This is a genomic window from Streptomyces fragilis, from assembly GCF_003112515.1.
Lineage (GTDB): Bacteria > Actinomycetota > Actinomycetes > Streptomycetales > Streptomycetaceae > Streptomyces > Streptomyces fragilis.
The window spans coordinates 568,605-585,320 of sequence record NZ_BEVZ01000003.1 but is presented as its reverse complement, the minus strand read 5'-3'; the positions used below and the strand labels follow the sequence as shown (position 1 = coordinate 585,320).

General features: G+C 71.7%; 16 protein-coding genes. 7 read left to right on the top strand and 9 right to left on the bottom strand.

What is annotated here, in order from left to right:
* Positions 1-297: 297 nt before the first annotated feature.
* Positions 298-909 (bottom strand): DNA-3-methyladenine glycosylase, encoded by a 612-nt coding sequence (locus tag Sfr03f_RS13240; protein ID WP_108954103.1) that lies wholly within the window; start codon positions 907-909, stop codon positions 298-300.
* 307 nt (positions 910-1,216) lie between these two features.
* Here Sfr03f_RS13240 and Sfr03f_RS13235 point away from each other — a divergent pair, with 307 nt between their 5' ends.
* The 3 genes from Sfr03f_RS13235 (at position 1,217) to Sfr03f_RS13225 (ending at position 3,333) form a co-directional block, all read left to right on the top strand.
* Positions 1,217-2,002, top strand: coding sequence for a sporulation protein (locus Sfr03f_RS13235; protein ID WP_108954043.1), 786 nt, complete (start codon positions 1,217-1,219; stop codon positions 2,000-2,002).
* Between the two features lie 99 nt (positions 2,003-2,101).
* Positions 2,102-2,641, top strand: coding sequence for a YbhB/YbcL family Raf kinase inhibitor-like protein (locus Sfr03f_RS13230; RefSeq protein WP_108954042.1), 540 nt, complete (start codon positions 2,102-2,104; stop codon positions 2,639-2,641).
* 179 nt (positions 2,642-2,820) lie between these two features.
* On the top strand, positions 2,821-3,333 hold the full coding sequence (locus tag Sfr03f_RS13225) for an HNH endonuclease (protein WP_108954041.1): 513 nt from the start codon (positions 2,821-2,823) through the stop codon (positions 3,331-3,333).
* Between the two features lie 109 nt (positions 3,334-3,442).
* Here Sfr03f_RS13225 and Sfr03f_RS13220 read toward each other — a convergent pair whose 3' ends face one another.
* The 3 genes from Sfr03f_RS13220 to Sfr03f_RS13210 form a co-directional block, all read right to left on the bottom strand.
* Positions 3,443-4,396, bottom strand: coding sequence for an SPFH domain-containing protein (locus tag Sfr03f_RS13220; protein ID WP_108954040.1), 954 nt, complete (start codon positions 4,394-4,396; stop codon positions 3,443-3,445).
* A gap of 203 nt (positions 4,397-4,599) precedes the next feature.
* Positions 4,600-5,025, bottom strand: a complete 426-nt coding sequence (locus tag Sfr03f_RS13215) for an NfeD family protein (RefSeq protein WP_108954039.1) — start codon at positions 5,023-5,025, stop codon at positions 4,600-4,602.
* 79 nt (positions 5,026-5,104) lie between these two features.
* The gene (locus tag Sfr03f_RS13210; protein WP_108954102.1) at positions 5,105-5,902 is read right to left on the bottom strand and encodes an ABC transporter ATP-binding protein; all 798 of its coding nucleotides are present in this window, start codon (positions 5,900-5,902) and stop codon (positions 5,105-5,107) included.
* A gap of 157 nt (positions 5,903-6,059) precedes the next feature.
* Here Sfr03f_RS13210 and Sfr03f_RS13205 point away from each other — a divergent pair, with 157 nt between their 5' ends.
* Positions 6,060-6,866 carry an Rv1486c family protein gene (locus Sfr03f_RS13205; protein ID WP_108954038.1) on the top strand — a complete coding sequence of 269 codons (807 nt, stop codon included), beginning with the start codon at positions 6,060-6,062 and terminating at the stop codon, positions 6,864-6,866.
* A 124-nt stretch (positions 6,867-6,990) separates the two neighbouring features.
* Here Sfr03f_RS13205 and Sfr03f_RS13200 read toward each other — a convergent pair whose 3' ends face one another.
* Positions 6,991-7,584 carry a hypothetical protein gene (locus tag Sfr03f_RS13200; RefSeq protein ID WP_159105636.1) on the bottom strand — a complete coding sequence of 198 codons (594 nt, stop codon included), beginning with the start codon at positions 7,582-7,584 and terminating at the stop codon, positions 6,991-6,993.
* Between the two features lie 182 nt (positions 7,585-7,766).
* Here Sfr03f_RS13200 and Sfr03f_RS13195 point away from each other — a divergent pair, with 182 nt between their 5' ends.
* The gene (locus Sfr03f_RS13195; protein ID WP_108954036.1) at positions 7,767-8,786 is read left to right on the top strand and encodes an ArsR/SmtB family transcription factor; all 1,020 of its coding nucleotides are present in this window, start codon (positions 7,767-7,769) and stop codon (positions 8,784-8,786) included.
* Positions 8,787-8,794: 8 nt separating this feature from the next.
* Here Sfr03f_RS13195 and Sfr03f_RS13190 read toward each other — a convergent pair whose 3' ends face one another.
* On the bottom strand, positions 8,795-9,430 hold the full coding sequence (locus Sfr03f_RS13190) for a response regulator (protein WP_108954035.1): 636 nt from the start codon (positions 9,428-9,430) through the stop codon (positions 8,795-8,797).
* Positions 9,423-10,601, bottom strand: a complete 1,179-nt coding sequence (locus Sfr03f_RS13185; protein ID WP_108954101.1) for a GAF domain-containing sensor histidine kinase — start codon at positions 10,599-10,601, stop codon at positions 9,423-9,425. Before Sfr03f_RS13185 ends, Sfr03f_RS13190 begins: the two co-directional genes overlap by 8 nt.
* A gap of 452 nt (positions 10,602-11,053) precedes the next feature.
* Here Sfr03f_RS13185 and Sfr03f_RS13180 point away from each other — a divergent pair, with 452 nt between their 5' ends.
* Complete coding sequence (locus Sfr03f_RS13180; protein WP_108954034.1) at positions 11,054-11,794, top strand: transglycosylase SLT domain-containing protein; 741 nt, start codon at positions 11,054-11,056, stop codon at positions 11,792-11,794.
* 114 nt (positions 11,795-11,908) lie between these two features.
* Here the strand turns inward: Sfr03f_RS13180 and Sfr03f_RS13175 are convergent, their stop codons facing one another.
* Positions 11,909-14,548 carry an FHA domain-containing protein gene (locus Sfr03f_RS13175; protein ID WP_174721578.1) on the bottom strand — a complete coding sequence of 880 codons (2,640 nt, stop codon included), beginning with the start codon at positions 14,546-14,548 and terminating at the stop codon, positions 11,909-11,911.
* Positions 14,549-14,889: 341 nt separating this feature from the next.
* Between Sfr03f_RS13175 and serB the strand changes: the two genes are divergently transcribed.
* On the top strand, positions 14,890-16,104 hold the full coding sequence (gene serB, locus Sfr03f_RS13170) for a phosphoserine phosphatase SerB (RefSeq protein ID WP_108954032.1): 1,215 nt from the start codon (positions 14,890-14,892) through the stop codon (positions 16,102-16,104).
* A gap of 78 nt (positions 16,105-16,182) precedes the next feature.
* Here the strand turns inward: serB and Sfr03f_RS13165 are convergent, their stop codons facing one another.
* A complete protein-coding gene (locus Sfr03f_RS13165; protein WP_108954031.1) occupies positions 16,183-16,701 on the bottom strand; it encodes a SixA phosphatase family protein in 519 nt (172 codons plus the stop codon).
* Positions 16,702-16,716 lie beyond the last annotated feature (15 nt).

The following is a 16,716-nucleotide window of genomic DNA, read 5'->3' as shown; positions in this document are numbered from 1 at the left end:
GACTCTATCAGAACCTTTCGGTGTCCGATTCCCTGTCGGAGGGGGTTGCCGCCGGCTTCCGAACCCGATCGGATTCGTCGGCCTTTCGACATTCACTACGCTAACCGACTCGCTCCCGGAACTCATAATCGAGTCCGGCAGTTCGAATTCCAGGCGTGCGGACACGCAAGAATTCGCCCCGCTCAGGGGAGAGGTTGAGTAGTGGAGTGGCCGCACACGGTGAGGGCAGAACGCCCGCCGTGTCTTGCGGCTCGGACTACCTTACGGATGGCGAGGAGCGGCGTCAAGCCCGTCGGATCAGGTGCCGGCCGGCGGCTTGGCCCGCGGGCTCAGGCGGTAGGCCGAGACCGTCGGGTCACCGGCGACGTAGAAGCGGTGCTGCCAGTCGTGGGCCTTGCTCACGCCCACCCGGGGGCCGACTCGGACCAGCTCGGTGGGCACCGGCTCCCCCCGGGACAGCACGACCGCGGTTCCGGCCAGGAGGTCCGCGCCGTCGTGCTCCGCCGTGATGCCGAGGGCTTGGCAGAGGTTCCCCGGACCTCGCGCGAGACGTGCGGTCTCCACCTTGCTCCCCCGGCGCTCCCGGGCCAGGTCCTCGCCCTCGACCACCCTGCCCGCACGGATGAGGACCGCGGAGGCGATGCCGTCCGTCCCGGTGACGATGTTGGCGCACCAGTGAAGACCGTGGGACCGGTAGACGTAAAGGTGTCCCGCGGGCCCGAACATCACGCCGTTGCGGGCCGTCCTGCCCCTGTACGCGTGGGAGGCGGGGTCGGCGGAGCCGGAGTACGCCTCGGTCTCCGTGATGATGACGCTGACGGTTCCCTCGGGTGCCTCATGGGTGAGGACGGCCCCGAGCAGCCTGGGGGCGACCTCTTCGGCGGAGTGGGCGAGCTCCTCGATGTTCATGCCGACCGCCTTGACGTGCCGCACGCCCGGTAAACGTGCACATGACCAGGCTGCTGGAACTTTGGCGTACGGTCGAGGCTCGCGATCATGTCCTCCGAGCGTACTGGAGGGACAGTGCGGGCGCGGGGGTCACGGGCGGGGAGGGTTCCGGTCCGGTCCGTGCGGATCGGTCCGGTCCGTGCGGATCCCGGAGCAGGAACCGTTCACAACGCCTCACGCGTTACCAGTAACCGTCAGGGATCGCAGAAACCTGAAGGACGACGGAGAGGGCGCGGACCCACGGGGGCGCCTGGAAAGAGGGACACAGATGGGGTTCAAGAAGCTGCTCGCGAGTCTCGGGGCCGGCGGCGCCTCGGTGGAGACCGTGCTGACCGAGGTCAATGTGGTCCCCGGCGGCGTGGTGCAGGGCGAGGTGCGCATCCAGGGCGGGTCCGTCGACCAGCAGATCGAGGGCCTTTCGGTCGGCCTCCAGGCGCAGGTCGAGGTCGAGGGCGCGGACGACCAGGAGCACCGGCAGAACATCGAGTTCCTGAAGCAGCCGCTGGGCGGAGCGTTCCAGCTGCAGGCCGGCGCGGTGCACACGGTGCCGTTCGGCATCGACGTCCCGTGGGAGACGCCGGTCACGATGATCGACGGTTCCGCGCTGCGCGGCATGCACGTGGGCGTGACCACCGAGCTGGCGATCGCCCGGGCGGTCGACTCCTCCGACCTCGACCCGGTGAACGTGCACCCGCTGCCGGCCCAGAAGGCGATCCTGGACGCCTTCGTCCGTCTCGGCTTCCGCTTCAAGAACGCCGACCTGGAGCGCGGGCACATCCGCGGCACCCGGCAGAAGCTGCCGTTCTACCAGGAGATCGAGTTCCTGCCGCCCCAGCAGTACCGGGGCCTGAACCAGGTCGAGATCAGCTTCGTCGCGGACCAGTCCGAGATGGACGTCGTCCTGGAGATGGACAAGAAGCCGGGACTGTTCAGCGAGGGGAGCGACACCTTCCGCTCCTTCCAGGTGGGTCTGCACGACTACCAGGGGACCGATTGGGCGGCGTACCTCAACCAGTGGCTGTCCGAGGTCGGCAGCCGGCGCAACTGGTTCTAGGCTCGGTCGGGACAAGCGGAACCGCGTCCTCGGCATGACGTCCTCACAGCGACGTCCGTCCGGGACACGGTTCCTGAACCACTGCCAGGAGGTACCGAGGTGACCCAGTCCACCAGGCCGCCGCTGCCGCACGACTTCCACCCGCAGGTCCCGTCGTTCACGGTGACCAGCGACGACGTGGAGGCGGGCGGCACGCTCGCGGACGCCCAGGTGTACGCGGCGGGCAACACGTCCCCGCACCTGCGCTGGGAGGGCTTCCCGCCCGGGACGAAGAGCTTCGCGGTGACCTGCTTCGACCCGGACGCGCCCACCGGCAGCGGTTTCTGGCACTGGGTGCTGTTCGACATCCCCGCTTCCGTCACGGAGTTGCCGGCCGGCGCGGGGTCCGGGAAGTTCGAGGGTCTGCCGGAGGGCGCGGTGCACGCGCGCAACGACTACGGCTCGCGTGACTTCGGCGGCGCCGCGCCGCCGGCCGGGGACGGACCGCACCGGTACGTCTTCACGGTCTACGCCGTGGACCAGGAGAAGCTCGGCCCGGACGCGGACGCCAGTCCGGCTGCCGTCGGATTCAATCTGCGCTTCCACACGCTGGGCCGCGCGCACCTGATCGGCGAGTACGAGGTGCCCGCCGGGAACTGAGCCCGCGTCGGTCCCGCACGGCACGTTTGCCCGTCCCTGGTCTTGGAAGTGATCAGGGGCGGGCTTCTTTTCTGCCGTTGGGGCGGCGGATATTGCGTTGTCCCTTGCGGCACGCCCGGCCAGAGTGGGATTCCGGCTGCCAGGGGGGCGGCCGGCACACGAGAGGTGGGCTGGTTGTTGTGCGGGACACGCTGGTGCTGAACGCGAGCTTCGAGCCGCTGTCGACGGTGACGCTCAACCGCGCCGTGGTGCTGGTGCTCCAGGACAAGGCGGTCGTGGAGCAGGCCCATCCCGATCTTCGGATGCGGGCGGCCGCGGTGGACATACCCGCGCCCCGGGTGATCAGGCTCTGCCGGTACATCCGGGTGCCGTTCCGAAGACAAGCACCGTGGTCGAGGCGGGGGGTGCTGGTGCGGGACAGGCACCGGTGCGCCTACTGCGGTGGGCGCGCCACGACCGTCGACCACGTGGTGCCGCGGGCGCAGGGCGGCCAGGACTCCTGGCTGAACACCGTGGCCTCCTGTGCGGAGGACAACCACCGCAAGGCGGACCGGACGCCGGAGCAGGCGGGGATGCCGCTGCTGCACGAGCCGTTCGAGCCCACGCCGGCCGACGCGATGCTGCTGGCGATGGGCGGCAGCCGTGATCTCGCCGATCTGCCGGAGTGGCTGGCGGTCCGGGCGGCTGCCTGACCTCACGTGTGAGGGCGCGGGGCCCGTCACCCCGGTCCGGGGTGACGGGCCCCGCGTCGTCCGTCAGCGTCCGTACGGCGGCTGCCCGCGGCGGCGGGGCTCGCGGCCGTCAGTCGATGGTGGGCTTCTCGAGGCGGTCGCTGCCGTTCCCGGCGGGCCTGGGCACGCTGCCCGGGGAACCGCCGTTCTGCGGGGCGAAGTTGCCGAAGGCGCCGCCGAGGCCCTTCAGGGCGTCGCCGATCTCGCTGGGCACGATCCAGAGCTTGTTGGCGTCTCCCTGGGCGATCTCCGGGAGCATCTTCAGGTACTGGTAGGCGAGGAGCTTCTGGTCCGGGTCGCCGGCGTGGATGGACTCGAAGACCGTGCGGATCGCCTGGGCCTCGCCCTCCGCGCGCAGGGCGGCGGCCTTGGCCTCACCTTCGGCGCGCAGGATCTGCGACTGCTTCTCACCCTCGGCGCGCAGGATCTCGGACTGCCGGACACCCTCGGCCTGGAGGATCGCGGCGCGCTTGTCGCGGTCGGCGCGCATCTGCTTCTCCATCGAGTCCTGGATGGAGGTGGGCGGTTCGATCGCCTTGAGTTCGACGCGGTTGACGCGGATGCCCCACTTGCCGGTGGCCTCGTCGAGGACGCCGCGCAGGGCGGCGTTGATCTCCTCGCGGGAGGTGAGGGTGCGCTCGAGGTCCATGCCGCCGATGATGTTGCGCAGCGTGGTGACGGTGAGCTGCTCGATGGCCTGGATGTAGCTGGCCACCTCGTAGGTCGCGGCCCGGGCGTCGGTGACCTGGTAGTAGATCACCGTGTCGATGTTCACGACCAGGTTGTCCTGGGTGATGACCGGCTGCGGCGGGAAGGGCACGACCTGTTCGCGCAGGTCGATGCGGTTGCGGATGGTGTCGATGAACGGCACCACGATGTTGAGTCCCGCGTTGAGGGTGCGGGTGTAGCGGCCGAAGCGCTCGACGATCGCGGCGCTGGCCTGCGGAATGACCTGGATGGTCTTGATCAGGGCGATGAAGACCAACACCACCAGAATGACCAGGACGATGATGACCGGTTCCATCGTGGCTCCCCGAACCCCTCTCGGCCGCGTCGTGCGCGGCGGATGCCGTGACTGTCGATGATCTTCTGGCTCGAGTCTCCCAGACCCCGGCGACCTCCGGGGCGGGTTCCGGCCACTTGTCCCGGTCCGCGGGGCGGCCGGGAGCGGCGGCCCGTGAACTCCCGGCCTGCTCAGGGGGGTTCGGCGGGGCGCGCGGCCTGCGGTCACATGACGACGGCGGTGGCTCCGTCGATGTCGACGACGTCCACCTCCTCCCCCGTCTCGAAGGTGCGGCCGGGCTCCAGGGCGCGCGCCGACCAGACCTCGCCGGCGAGCTTGACGCGTCCGCCCCGGGAGTCGACCCGTTCGAGCACGACGGCCTGGCGGCCGCGCAACGCGTCGATGCCGGTGGAGAGTTGGGGCCGTTGCTTGTTCCGGGCGGCGATGGGGCGCACCACCGCGATCAGGGCGACGGAGACGACCACGAAGGCGCCCACCTGCAGCACGATGCCGCCGCCGAGGCTCCAGGTGACCGCCGCGGCGACCGCGCCGACGGCGAGCATCCCGAGTTCGGGCATCGCTGTGATCACCAGGGCGATGCCCAGCACCGCCGCCGCCACCAGCCACCAGACCCACGCGTCGATGTCCACATGTGCATGGTAGGACCGCGCCCCCGTCGCGGACAGGGCGCGAACGGGGGCGGAGGTAAGGGCCGTTGGTCGGGGCCGGTCAGGCGAGGGGCAGTCCGTGGGCCGTCCAGCGGTCGCCGATCTGCTCGACGACCAGGGGGAGGCCGAAGCAGTGGGAGAGGTTGCGGGAGGTGAGCTCCAGCTCGATGGGGCCGGCGGTCAGGACCTCGCCCTGGCGGATCATCAGGACGTGGGTGAAGCCGGGGGCGATCTCCTCGACGTGGTGGGTCACCATGATCATGGAGGGCGCGATCGGGTCGCGGGCCAGGCGGCCCAGGCGGCGCACCAGGTCCTCGCGGCCGCCGAGGTCGAGGCCGGCCGCGGGCTCGTCCAGGAGGAGCAGCTCGGGGTCGGTCATCAGGGCGCGGGCGATCAGGGTGCGCTTGCGCTCGCCCTCGGAGAGGGTGCCGAACTTGCGGTCCGTGTAGCCGGTCATGCCGAGGCGGTCGAGGAAGGCGACGGCGCGCTCCTTGTCGACGTCCTCGTACTCCTCCTGCCAGGCGGCGGTCATGCCGTAGGCGGCGGTGAGGACGGTCTGCAGGACCGTCTGGCGCTTGGGCAGCTTCTCCGCCATGCCGATGCCGGCCACGCCGATGCGGGGGCGCAGCTCGAACACGTCGGTGCCGGGCCGGCCGAGGGTCTCGCCGAGGATCGTGGCGGTTCCCTTGCTCGGGTAGAGGTAGCTGGAGGCGATGTTGAGCAGGGTGGTCTTGCCCGCGCCGTTGGGGCCGAGGATGACCCAGCGCTCGCCCTCCTTCACCGACCAGGAGACCCGGTCCACCAGAGCCCGGCCCTCGCGGACCACGGATACGTCCTCCAGCTCCAGAACATCGCTCATCAGCGCGCTGTCTCCCATTGCGTTCTCGGCTCTCCCCGTGGTGGCGGCGTCGGCCGGTGTCGGCTGTCGTGTGCGCCGGCGGGCGCAGCCCTCTCGGAAAAATCTACGCCACCCGGTGTCCTGGGGAATCCAGTGGGACGGTCCTTAGGCTGGGCGCATGCTCACGGAACCACGTGCCGGGCGCCTGGCCGCCTGGGGAAATGCCCTTCTTGCCCATCTTGTCCCGCCTGATGACGCGGTGGCCGCGATTGTCGGTGACGACGCGCTGCACCGGGTGCGGGGGCTGCCCGGGGAGGACGGGGCGGTCGGCCTGTCGCTCGCCCTGGGGCGGCTGCGCGCGCTGGGAGCCACCGGTCTGCGGGTGGCGTTGCCCGCGCCGGGGCATCCGCTGGGGCTGAGCGGGCCGGCGGAGTTCAACGCGCGGGCGCTGGAGGCGGAGGAGGCGGTCGTCTGCCACGGGGTGGCGCTGGGGCTGGTGCCCGAGGTGCACGAGGCCGGACCGTCGGGCGGTGCGGGGGACGCGGAGGACGTCTACGTGGAGGTGGTCTGGGACTGTCTGCCGGTGCGGGAGGCGCCGCCGGCCGACGTCCCCTCGCTCGGCGAGGCGGAGCGGGAGCTGGCGGAGGCACTGCGGGAGGCCACGGAGGTGCTGACGCGGCTGGACGTGGCGGCGTCGGGGCCGGTGGCCGAGGCGGCGCTGGACGCGTACCGGGCGCGGGCGGAGCGGTCGCAGGGGCGGGACGCGCTGGCACCGGGGTATCCGCCGCGGGCGGCGCGGGTGCTGCGGCTGGCCGAGCGGGTGGGGCTGCTGGTCTCACTGGCGTACGAGAGGGGGCACGGGGGTGCGGTGAGCGCCGGGGAGATGGCGGCGCGGCGGGAGGCGTTGCGGCCGGTGGAGCGGACGGCCCGGCGGGCGATGGTGGCCGCGTACAACGCGGCGGTGGAGGAGCGCCACCGCGGGTGACGGGCCGCGGTGCGGTTGTCCCGCAGGGCTGGGGCTCCCCGCCCGGTCCCGGGCGCGTCCGCACACGGCCGTGGGGCGGGACGGCCGGCAGCCGTCCCGCCCCACGTCCACCGCGGTGTCCCGGTCAGCAGTTCCGCACGTGCCAGACGGGCGTCCAGTAGTAGCTGGAGTTGGAGGAGTAGGGCGCCGGGGTGGTGTAGTGCACGCCGCCGCTGCTGTTGTAGAAGGTCGCGCGGGTGCCGGGGGTCTGGTCGTTGATCCAGGAGCCGTACCCGGCCCACGGCATGGAGCGCTTGGCGCAGGAGTACCAGTAGTAGTAGCTGCCGGAGTAGGTCTGCTGGCTGTACACGCAGAAGTAGCCGCTGTAGACCGCTCCGGTCAGGCAGGGGTCGGCCGCCGCGCGCGCCCCGTCGCCGCCGGCGAAGTCGCGGGGCTTCTTCTCGCCGGGGATGGCCACGAGGAGCGTGGCGCCGTCCACGTCGATCTTGTTGAGCGCGACCTGCTTGCCTCCGGTCCTTTCGAGGTAGCGGTCGACCTCCCGCTTCAGCGCCTCGGTCTGGCCGGCCGTGAGGTGCGCGGCCTTGGCCTGCGCGGCGAACGGCGTGGCGGAAGCGGCGGACGACGTCCCGCCCGCCGGCGCGGCCGCCACCGCGGTGGTGCCGAAGCCCAGGAGGGCGCCGGCCGCCGCGACGGCCACCAGGAACAGACGACTACGCATGGGTCCTCTCCTCATGTCGGGATGCGGCCCCGGTGAGCTGCCGGTACCGCGGTGGTGACTCAAGGAGACTCGCAGCGCCCCAATCGGACGGGCAAGGACATGTCATCAGACTCAAAACATGCTGGCCACAACGCGCACAAGCTACCGAGAATCAGACACACGCCCGTGACGGGGGGAAAGCCATGGCACTCAGAGTGCACTTCAGCGCGGAGGATCTGTCCCGGATCCACATGGTGTCGTCGCCCGATCCGGCCTGGGAGATCACACTCAGCGTGACGCAGTTGACGAGCGGCAGGGCGAGGGCCGTCTTCGACCCGTGGCGTGCCGCGGCCAGGGCCCGGCTGCGGTCCCTCGGCACGCCCCACCTGCGTCTGCTGCGCCGCCTGGCGCCCCCGGTGGGCGACTTCCCCGACTTCCTCACCCCGGCCCGGCCCGCGTCGTCGCTGGCCTCCACGGTCGACGCGGTGCTGTCCACGCCCAGGGAGCGATTACGCAGGGACCTGTCCGTGCTGGCAGGCCCGCCCGGCCCGCTCCGCCTCCTGGCGGACGCCGACCGGACGGCTCTGGCCGCCCTCGGCGACGCCCTGCACGGCTACCACCGGGCCGCCATCGCCCCCCTGTGGCCGCGCCTGCGGACGCTGGTGGACGCCGACCGGGCCCGGCGGGCCCGCGCGCTCGTCGACGAGGGGGTCGAGGGACTGCTGCGCAGCTTCGCCCCGACGCTGCGGTGGTCCTCCCCCGTGCTGGAGGCGGACTATCCGGTCGACCGCGACCTGCACCTGGGCGGACGTGGCCTGCTGCTGGTGCCGTCGGTCTTCTGCTGGCGCACGCCCGTCACCCTCATCGACCCGGAGCTGCGCCCCGTCCTGGTGTATCCCGTGCCCCGGGGGCCCGGCTGGTGGCTCGCTCCGGCCGACCGCGGCGCCGGGGCGACGGACCGGCTGGCCTGCCTGCTCGGACACAGCAGGGCGGCCGCCCTGCGGGTCATCGAGGACGGCTGCACCACGAGCGAGCTCGCCCGGCGGATCGGCGTCACCCCGCCGACCGCCAGCCAGCAGGCGGCCATCCTGCGGGAGACCGGTCTGATCGTCTCCGTCCGCTCCCGCAACACGGTGCTGCACACCCTGACCCCGCTGGGCACCGACCTGCTCGACGCCAATCCGCAGACGGCGCGCTCCCCGGCGGTCACGGGACGGTCCTGAACACCCGCTCAGGCGGTGTCGTGACGGACGGCCCAGAGGGCGGCCTGGGTGCGGTCGGAGACGTCGAGTTTCATCAGGATGTTGGAGACGTGGGTCTTCACCGTCTTCTCGCTCAGATAGAGGGAGCGGGCGATCTCCCGGTTGGAGCGGCCGTCGGCGATCAGTCCGAGGACCTCCCGCTCGCGGTCGGTGAGGGTGCCGCCGCGGCCCTCGCCGGGGCCGTTCTCCTGGGAGAGGAGCACCTCGGCGACCTCCGGCTGGAGGACGGTGTGGCCGGCGTGGACGGAGCGGATGGCCGCGGCGAGGGCGTCGGGGTCCACGTCCTTGTAGAGGTATCCGGTCGCTCCCGCCCGCAGCGCGGGGACCACGGTGCGGCGCTCGGTGAAGCTGGTGACCACCAGGACGCGGGCCGGGTTGCCCAGGGAGCGCAGGCGGCGCAGGGCCTCGATGCCGTCGGAGCCGGGCATCCGGACGTCCATCAGGACGACGTCGGGCCGCAGCTCCTCGGCGCGGGCGACGCCCTCCTCGCCGTCCGCGGCCTCGCCGACGACCTCGATGTCGTCCTGCACCTCGAGGAAGGTGCGCAGCCCGCGGCGGACCACCTGGTGGTCGTCGACGAGCAGGACCTTGACGGGCTCAGCCACCGGGAACCTCCATCTCGACGACGGCGCCCTTCCCGGGCGCCGAGCTGACCGTGAGCGAGCCGCCCACACCGGTGGCGCGGTCGCGCATGGAGACCAGGCCCAGGTGGCGGCCGGCCTTCAGGACCCCCTCCGGTTCGAAGCCGCGGCCGTCGTCGGTGATCCGGAGCACGGCCCGGGGGCCCCTGCGCTCCAGGGCAACGTCGACGTGGCGCGGGTGGCCGTGGCGCAGCGCGTTGTGCAGGGCCTCCTGGGCGACGCGCAGCAGGGCGGCCTCCTGCGGGGCGGGGAGGGCGCGCACGTCGTGGCTGGTGAAGGTGACGCGGGCGCTGTGGGCGCGGTCGAGGACCTGGACCTGGCTGCGCAGGGTGGCGACGAGGCCGTCCTCGTCGAGGGCGGCGGGACGCAGTTCGATCACGGCGGCGCGCAGTTCCTCGGCGGCCTCGGCGGCCAGCGCGGCGACCTCCCCCAGGGCGTCCCTGGCGCGGGAGGGCGCCCGGTCGACCAGGGCGGCGGCGGCCTGGGCGGTGAGGCGGAGGGAGAAGAGCTTCTGGCTGACGGCGTCGTGCAGCTCGTGGGCGAGCCGGGAGCGTTCCTCGGCGATGGTGAGCTCGCGGCTGCGCTCGTAGAGGCGTGCGTTGGTGAGGGCGATGGCGGCGTGCTGGGCGAAGAGGGAGAGGAGTTCCTCGTCCTCCTCGGTGAAGCCGCGCCGCGGCGCCGGACCACCGCTCTCCTCCGGGGCGCTCTCCTTGTTCGCGAGGTAGAGGGCGCCGAGGATCTCCTCGCCGTCACGGATCGGCATGCCGAGGAAGTCGGTCATCTCCGGGTGGGCGTCGGGCCAGCCCTCGAAGCGGGGGTCGGCGCGGACGTCGTCGAGGCGTTGCGGGCCCTCGTGGAGCATGGCGGCGAGAATGCCGTGCTGGCGCGGGAGCGGACCGATGGCCTTCCAGGTCCGCTCGTCGACGCCGTCGACCACGAAGCGGGCGAAGCCTCCGCAGTGGTCGGGCACGCCGAGGGCGGCGTAGCGGGCGCCGAGCAGTTCACGGGCGCGGGACACGATCGTCTTGAGGACGTCCCCCACCTCCAGGCGCCGGCTCATGGCCAGCAGCGCGTCGCTGACGGCGGCCAGGCCGGCGGGTGAGCGGGGTGTGCGGGTGGCGGTCCCTTCGGTCATGGCGGTCACGCTACCGGCGGCGGGGCGGGCGGGGATCGGTCGCGAGAACCGGTCGGAGGTCGGTCGCGGGTCCCGGGTCACCCCCGAATTCACTGACACAACGCATTGCGCAAGCAACTCTGCGTGAGTCGACACGGGGTGCCGTGTGAGGCCGTCCACGAGACCGCCGTCACTTACGAAGACCGATAGGAGACAAGTAGGACATTCCCCCACCCCCTGAACAGCTCCTACGTCACTGTCTGTCCTGATTTGCCGGATACGTTCTCCTAGCCGGGATCGTAGGTCACATGATTGCCAGGCCATTTTGCGATCGCTAAGAATTGCTCATGTCGCTCACCGCGGCGGATTCGTCCGCAGCGAAGAGACGCCCCTCGGGTGCACTTCCGTCCGGCTCGTCCGGACAGTCCGAACCCCCGGACGCCGAGCGACCTCCGCGCAACGAATGAGGTTCCATGCCGAAGTTCAACCTTTCCGCTTACCGCACCGCCGTCACCAAGAAGCAGATGCAGAAGATCGGCATCGCCGGTGCCGGTGCCCTGAGCGCCGCGGCCCTCGCCTTCACCGTCGTTCCGGCCGAGGCCGGCACGACCACCGACGAGGCCGGCCAGGCCAAGTCCGTGGTCTACAGCGCCGACCAGATCCAGAACGTGAAGGCCGGCATCGCCGACCAGGCCGCGAGTGCGAGCGTGAAGGCCGAGGCCATCGCCGCCAAGCAGGCGGAGCAGAAGGCCGAGGAGAAGAAGGCCGCCGACGAGGCCGCCGCCAAGAAGGCAGCCGCCGAGCAGGCCGCCAAGGAGCGCGAGGCCAAGGAGGCCGCCAGCCGTTCCGCCGCCCGTCCGGTCGCCAAGAAGGCCGAGGCGAAGAAGGTCTACGCGAACAACCTGGACGGTTGGATCCGTGAGGCCCTCGACATCATGGACAAGAACGACATCCCGGGCTCGTACCACGGGCTGTACAAGAACATCATCCGCGAGTCCTCCGGCAACCCGAAGGCGATCAACCTCTGGGACATCAACGCCCGGAACGGCATCCCGTCCAAGGGCCTGCTGCAGGTGATCCCGCCGACCTTCGAGACGTACCACGTCGAGGGCACGCCGAACGACATCTACCACCCGGTGGCCAACATCGTGGCCGCGGCCAACTACGCCGCCGACCGCTACGGCACCATCGACAACGTCAACAGCGCGTACTGAGGCAGTCGCGGACCTCTGAGCGATCCCCGCTGACACGTTGAAAGGGCGGCACCCCCACGGGGGTGCCGCCCTTGCGTCATGTCCGGGCCCGCCTCGGCGGCGGATCCGGGCGGGTCACTTGCGCATGACCTCCGGCTCGTGGCGGCGCAGGAAGCGGGCCACGAAGAAACCGCAGACCACACCCAGACCGATCAGCGCGATCATGTCCAGCGACCAGGTGCCGAGGGTGTTCTCCCACAGCGGGTCGTTGTCCGCGCCGGCCTCCGGCGGGGCGATCCGGTTGAAGTCCAGCGTGGCGCCCGCGGCCGCGACCGCCCAGCGCGAGGGCATCAGGTACGAGAACTCGTTGACGCCGAGCGTGCCGTGCAGGGCGAAGAGGCAGCCGGTGAACACGACCTGGATGATCGCGAACATCACCAGCAGCGGCATGGTCTTCTCGGCCGTCTTCACCAGCGCCGAGATGATCAGGCCGAACATCATCGACGTGAAGCCCAGGCCCATGATCGGCAGCGAGAGCTCGATCAGCGTCGAGTCGCCGAGCAGCAGCCCCTCGGCGGGGATCTCACGGCTCGAGAAGCCGATCACGCCGACCAGCAGCCCCTGGAACACGGTGATCATGCCGAGCACGAACACCTTGGACATCAGGTACGCGGACCGGGAGAGGCCGGTGGCCCGTTCCCGCTCGTAGATCACCCGCTCCTTGATCAGCTCGCGCACCGAGTTGGCGGCTCCGGCGAAGCAGGCGCCGACCGCCAGGATGAGCAGGACGGTGGTGGCGGTGCCGTTGGGCACGACCCGCCCGGTCTGCGGGTGCAGCGGGTTGGGCAGCAGGCCGCGGTCCGGGTTGATCAGCAGGCTCACCGCGCCGATGACGGCCGGCAGCAGCACCATCAGCGCCAGGAAGCCGCGGTCCGACACGATCACCGAGGTGTAGCGGCGCACCAGGGTCACGAACTGGGAGAACCAGCTCTGCGGCTTGGGCGGCCGGATCGCCTGCGGCGGCGGCATGTGCACCGCCTGCGGCGCCACCGCGTCGATGTCCGCGGCGTACGTCTGGTAGTGCTGCGAGCCCTTCCAGCGGCCCGCCCAGTCGTAGTCGCGGTAGTTCTCGAACGCGGAGAAGACGTCGGCCCAGGTGGTGTAGCCGAAGAAGTTGAGCGCCTCGTCCGGCGGGCCGAAGTAGGCCACCGCACCGCCGGGCGCCATCACCAGCAGCTTGTCGCAGATGGCCAGCTCGGCCACCGAGTGGGTGACCACCAGCACGGTGCGGCCGTCGTCGGCGAGGCCGCGCAGCAGCTGCATCACGTCGCGGTCCATGCCCGGGTCGAGGCCGGAGGTCGGCTCGTCCAGGAAGATCAGCGACGGCTTGGTCAGCAGCTCCAGCGCCACCGAGACCCGCTTGCGCTGGCCGCCGGAGAGCGAGGTGACCTTCTTGTCCTTGTGGATGTCGAGCTTCAGCTCGCGCAGCACCTCGTCGATGCGGGCGGCGCGCTCGGCGGACGTGGTGTCCGCGGGAAAGCGCAGCTTGGCCGCGTAGCCGAGGGCCTTCTTGACGGTGAGCTCCTTGTGCAGGATGTCGTCCTGCGGCACCAGGCCGATGCGCTGGCGGAGCTCGGCGAACTGCTTGTACAGGTTCCGGTTGTCGTAGAGCACGTCGCCCTGGTCGGCGGGCCGGTAGCCGGTCAGCGCCTTGAGCAGGGTGGACTTGCCGGAGCCCGAGGGGCCGATCACGGCGATCAGGGACTTCTCCGGGACGGCGAACGAGACGTCCTTGAGGATCTGCTTGCCGCCGTCGACGGTGACGGTCAGGTGGCGGGCCGAGAAGCTGACCTCACCGGTGTCGACGAACTCCTCCAGCCGGTCGCCGACCAGGCGGAACGTCGAGTGGCCGACGCCGACGACGTCGGTCTGGCCGAGCAGCCGGGTACCGCCCTTGGGTATCGGCTGGCCGTTGACGTAGGTGCCGTTGTGCGAGCCGAGGTCGCGGATCTCGAAGCGGCCGTCGGGGGTGGCGTGGAACTCGGCGTGGTGCCGGGAGACCTGCAGGTCGGAGACGACCAGCTCGTTCTCCAGGGCACGGCCGATGCGCATCACCCGGCCGAGGGAGAACTCGTGGAAGGTGGTGGGGCTGCGCTCCGCGTAGATCGGCTGGGCGCCACCGGGGCCGGCCTGGGGCCCGGTCCGGGGCGGCACGGAGGGGGCGCCGCCGCCCTGCTGGGGGAACGGGGCGGGCGCCTGGTGGGGCACCTGGGGCTGCTGCGGGCCCCAGCCTCCGCCCTGCGGCATCTGCGAGGGCGAGGCCTGGGGGGCCTGCTGCGCCTGCGGGGCCTGGCCGGGGTAGGGCTGGGCGGGCGGGGCGGCCTGCGGTACGTGGGCCTGAGGGGCCTGCGCCTGAGGGGCCTGTGCCTGAGGGGCCTGCGCGTGCGGCGCGGGGGCCTGGGCCTGGTGGGCGGCGGGAGCGGGCGCGGCGGACGGGGTCAGCCGCGGGCCGTCGGTCGCGTTGCCGAGGTGCACCGGGGTGCCGGGTACCAGGCGCGTCTGCTGGACGCGCTGTCCGTGCACGTAGGTGCCGTTGGTGGACCCGTGGTCCTCCAGCACCCAGCCGCCGTCGGCCTGACGGACCGTCGCGTGGCGCCAGGAGACCCTGGCGTCCTCGAGCACCACGTCCCCCTGCGGGTCCCGGCCGATCGTGTAGGACCTGGACGCATCGAGCGTCCAGGTCCGTCCGTTGATTTCGAGTACGAGTTCTGGCACTCCATGCCCCACTGAGTTGTCCCCCGAATTGGCCCCCGACACAGGGAGTCCAGGGATGTCTGACGTCCGGGGGCACTATCCCAGGCCGTGCGGGGCCATCGGAAGCCGGACCCCTGGACAGGTACGGAATCGGCACCGTATCGGGGCAGGCCGGCGTTCCTGAACCGGGTCCAAGCACGCGCCACGGGACACTTCGCCCTCCCCCGGGCCCCGCCGCCCGGGTCGCGTGCACACCACCGCCGTCAGGGAGGAAGCGGAGGCGGTGGTTCAGGTGGGGAGGACGTCCGGGTGGCGGACCGGTGGGGCGCCGGGGGTGGAGGGGCGGATACGGTGGGAGGACCATGAGCGCTGCGCAGAACTCCGACGCCCCCACTCTCCTCGTCAAGATCTTCGGCAAGGACCGCCCCGGGACCACCGCCGGTCTGTTCGAGACCCTCACCGCCTACCGTGTCGAAGTCGTCGACATCGAGCAGGTCGTCATCCGCGGCCGGATGGTGCTCTGCGCCCTGGTCACCCAGCCGCCCGCCGGGCAGGAGGGCGACCTGCGGGCCGCCGTCCACAGCTGGGCGGGGTCGGTGAAGATGGAGGCCGAGATCCTCTCCGGCACCGGCGACAACCGCCCCCGCGGCAGCGGCCGCTCCATCGTCACCGTGCTGGGCAACCCGCTGACCGCCGAGCAGACCGCCGCCATCACCTCCCGGATCACCGCCGCCGGCGGCAACATCGACCGCATCTTCCGCCTGGCCAAGTACCCCGTCACCGCTGTGGAGTTCGCGGTCTCCGGTGTCGCGACGGCGCCCCTGCGCACGGCTCTGGCGACCGAGGCCGCCGCGCTCGGCGTGGACATCGCCGTGGTCTCCGCGGGGCTGCACCGCCGCGCGCAGCGACTGGTGGTGATGGACGTGGACTCCACCCTCATCCAGGACGAGGTGATCGAACTGTTCGCGGCCCACGCCGGCTGCGAGGAGAAGGTCGCCGAGGTGACCGCGGCCGCGATGCGCGGCGAGCTGGACTTCGAGCAGTCCCTGCACGCCCGGGTCGCCCTGCTGGAGGGCCTGGACGCCTCGGTGGTGGAGAAGGTCCGCAGCGAGGTGCGGCTGACGCCGGGCGCGCGCACCCTGGTGCGCACCCTGAAGCGGCTGGGCTACCAGGTGGGCGTGGTGTCCGGCGGCTTCACCCAGGTCACCGACGACCTGAAGGAACGCCTTGGGCTGGACTTCGCCCAGGCCAACACGCTGGAGATCGTCGACGGGCGGCTGACCGGCCGGGTGATCGGCGAGGTCGTCGACCGGGCGGGCAAGGCGCGGCTGCTGCGCCGGTTCGCGGCGGAGGCGGGCGTGCCGCTGGCCCAGACGGTCGCGATCGGCGACGGGGCGAACGACCTGGACATGCTGAACACGGCGGGCCTGGGCGTCGCCTTCAACGCCAAGCCGGTGGTCCGCGAGGCCGCCCACACGGCGGTGAACGTGCCCTTCCTCGACACGGTGCTGTACCTGCTGGGGATCAGCCGCGAGGAGGTCGAGGCGGCCGACGGCGGCGGCCTCGTCGAGCACTGAGCCGCTGGGGCCCGGCCGGGCGACCGAGGTGTCCCGGCGCGCCGCGCGGAGCCCGGGCTCCGCGCGGCGCGCCGTCGGTCACTTGGAGGGCGCCCAGTAGTCGCTGAGCGTGCACACGCCGGGTTCCAGGGACTTCCAGGAGCCGTCGAAGGTGAGCACCGCGTAGGCGGCGGTGGGGAAGCCCCGCCGGACCATCCGCTCCCGGGCGTCCCCCTCGGCGGAGCCGGCCAGCACCTCGGTGAGGCCGTGCATGCCGGGGTTGTGGCCGATCACGAGGACGTTGCGCACCTCGTCGGGCGTCTCGTTCAGCACCGCCACGAGCTCACCGGGCGTCGCCTCGTAGATCCGCTCCTCGTAGACCGTGCGGGGCCGCCGGGGGAACTCGTGCACGGCGAGCTTCCACGTCTCGCGGGTGCGCGCGGCGGTGGAGCACAGGGCCAGGTCGAGGGGGATGCCGGAGTCGGCGAGCTTGCGCCCGGCGACCGGGGCGTCCATGCGCCCCCGCTCGGCGAGCGGCCGTTCGTGGTCGGCGACCTCGGGCCAGTCGGCCTTGGCGTGCCGGAAGAGGACGATCGTGCGGGGTTCTGCGACGCTCATGGATCCCAGCTTGGC

Coding starts and splice junctions, on each gene's coding strand:
- Sfr03f_RS13240 (WP_108954103.1), bottom strand. CDS start 909: ATGAACATCGAGGAGCTCGCCCACTCCGCCGAAGAGGTCGCCCCCAGG.
- Sfr03f_RS13235 (WP_108954043.1), top strand. CDS start 1,217: ATGGGGTTCAAGAAGCTGCTCGCGAGTCTCGGGGCCGGCGGCGCCTCG.
- Sfr03f_RS13220 (WP_108954040.1), bottom strand. CDS start 4,396: ATGGAACCGGTCATCATCGTCCTGGTCATTCTGGTGGTGTTGGTCTTC.
- Sfr03f_RS13210 (WP_108954102.1), bottom strand. CDS start 5,902: ATGAGCGATGTTCTGGAGCTGGAGGACGTATCCGTGGTCCGCGAGGGC.
- Sfr03f_RS13205 (WP_108954038.1), top strand. CDS start 6,060: ATGCTCACGGAACCACGTGCCGGGCGCCTGGCCGCCTGGGGAAATGCC.
- Sfr03f_RS13200 (WP_159105636.1), bottom strand. CDS start 7,584: ATGCGTAGTCGTCTGTTCCTGGTGGCCGTCGCGGCGGCCGGCGCCCTC.
- Sfr03f_RS13195 (WP_108954036.1), top strand. CDS start 7,767: ATGGCACTCAGAGTGCACTTCAGCGCGGAGGATCTGTCCCGGATCCAC.
- Sfr03f_RS13185 (WP_108954101.1), bottom strand. CDS start 10,601: ATGACCGAAGGGACCGCCACCCGCACACCCCGCTCACCCGCCGGCCTG.
- Sfr03f_RS13180 (WP_108954034.1), top strand. CDS start 11,054: ATGCCGAAGTTCAACCTTTCCGCTTACCGCACCGCCGTCACCAAGAAG.
- serB (WP_108954032.1), top strand. CDS start 14,890: ATGAGCGCTGCGCAGAACTCCGACGCCCCCACTCTCCTCGTCAAGATC.
- Sfr03f_RS13165 (WP_108954031.1), bottom strand. CDS start 16,701: ATGAGCGTCGCAGAACCCCGCACGATCGTCCTCTTCCGGCACGCCAAG.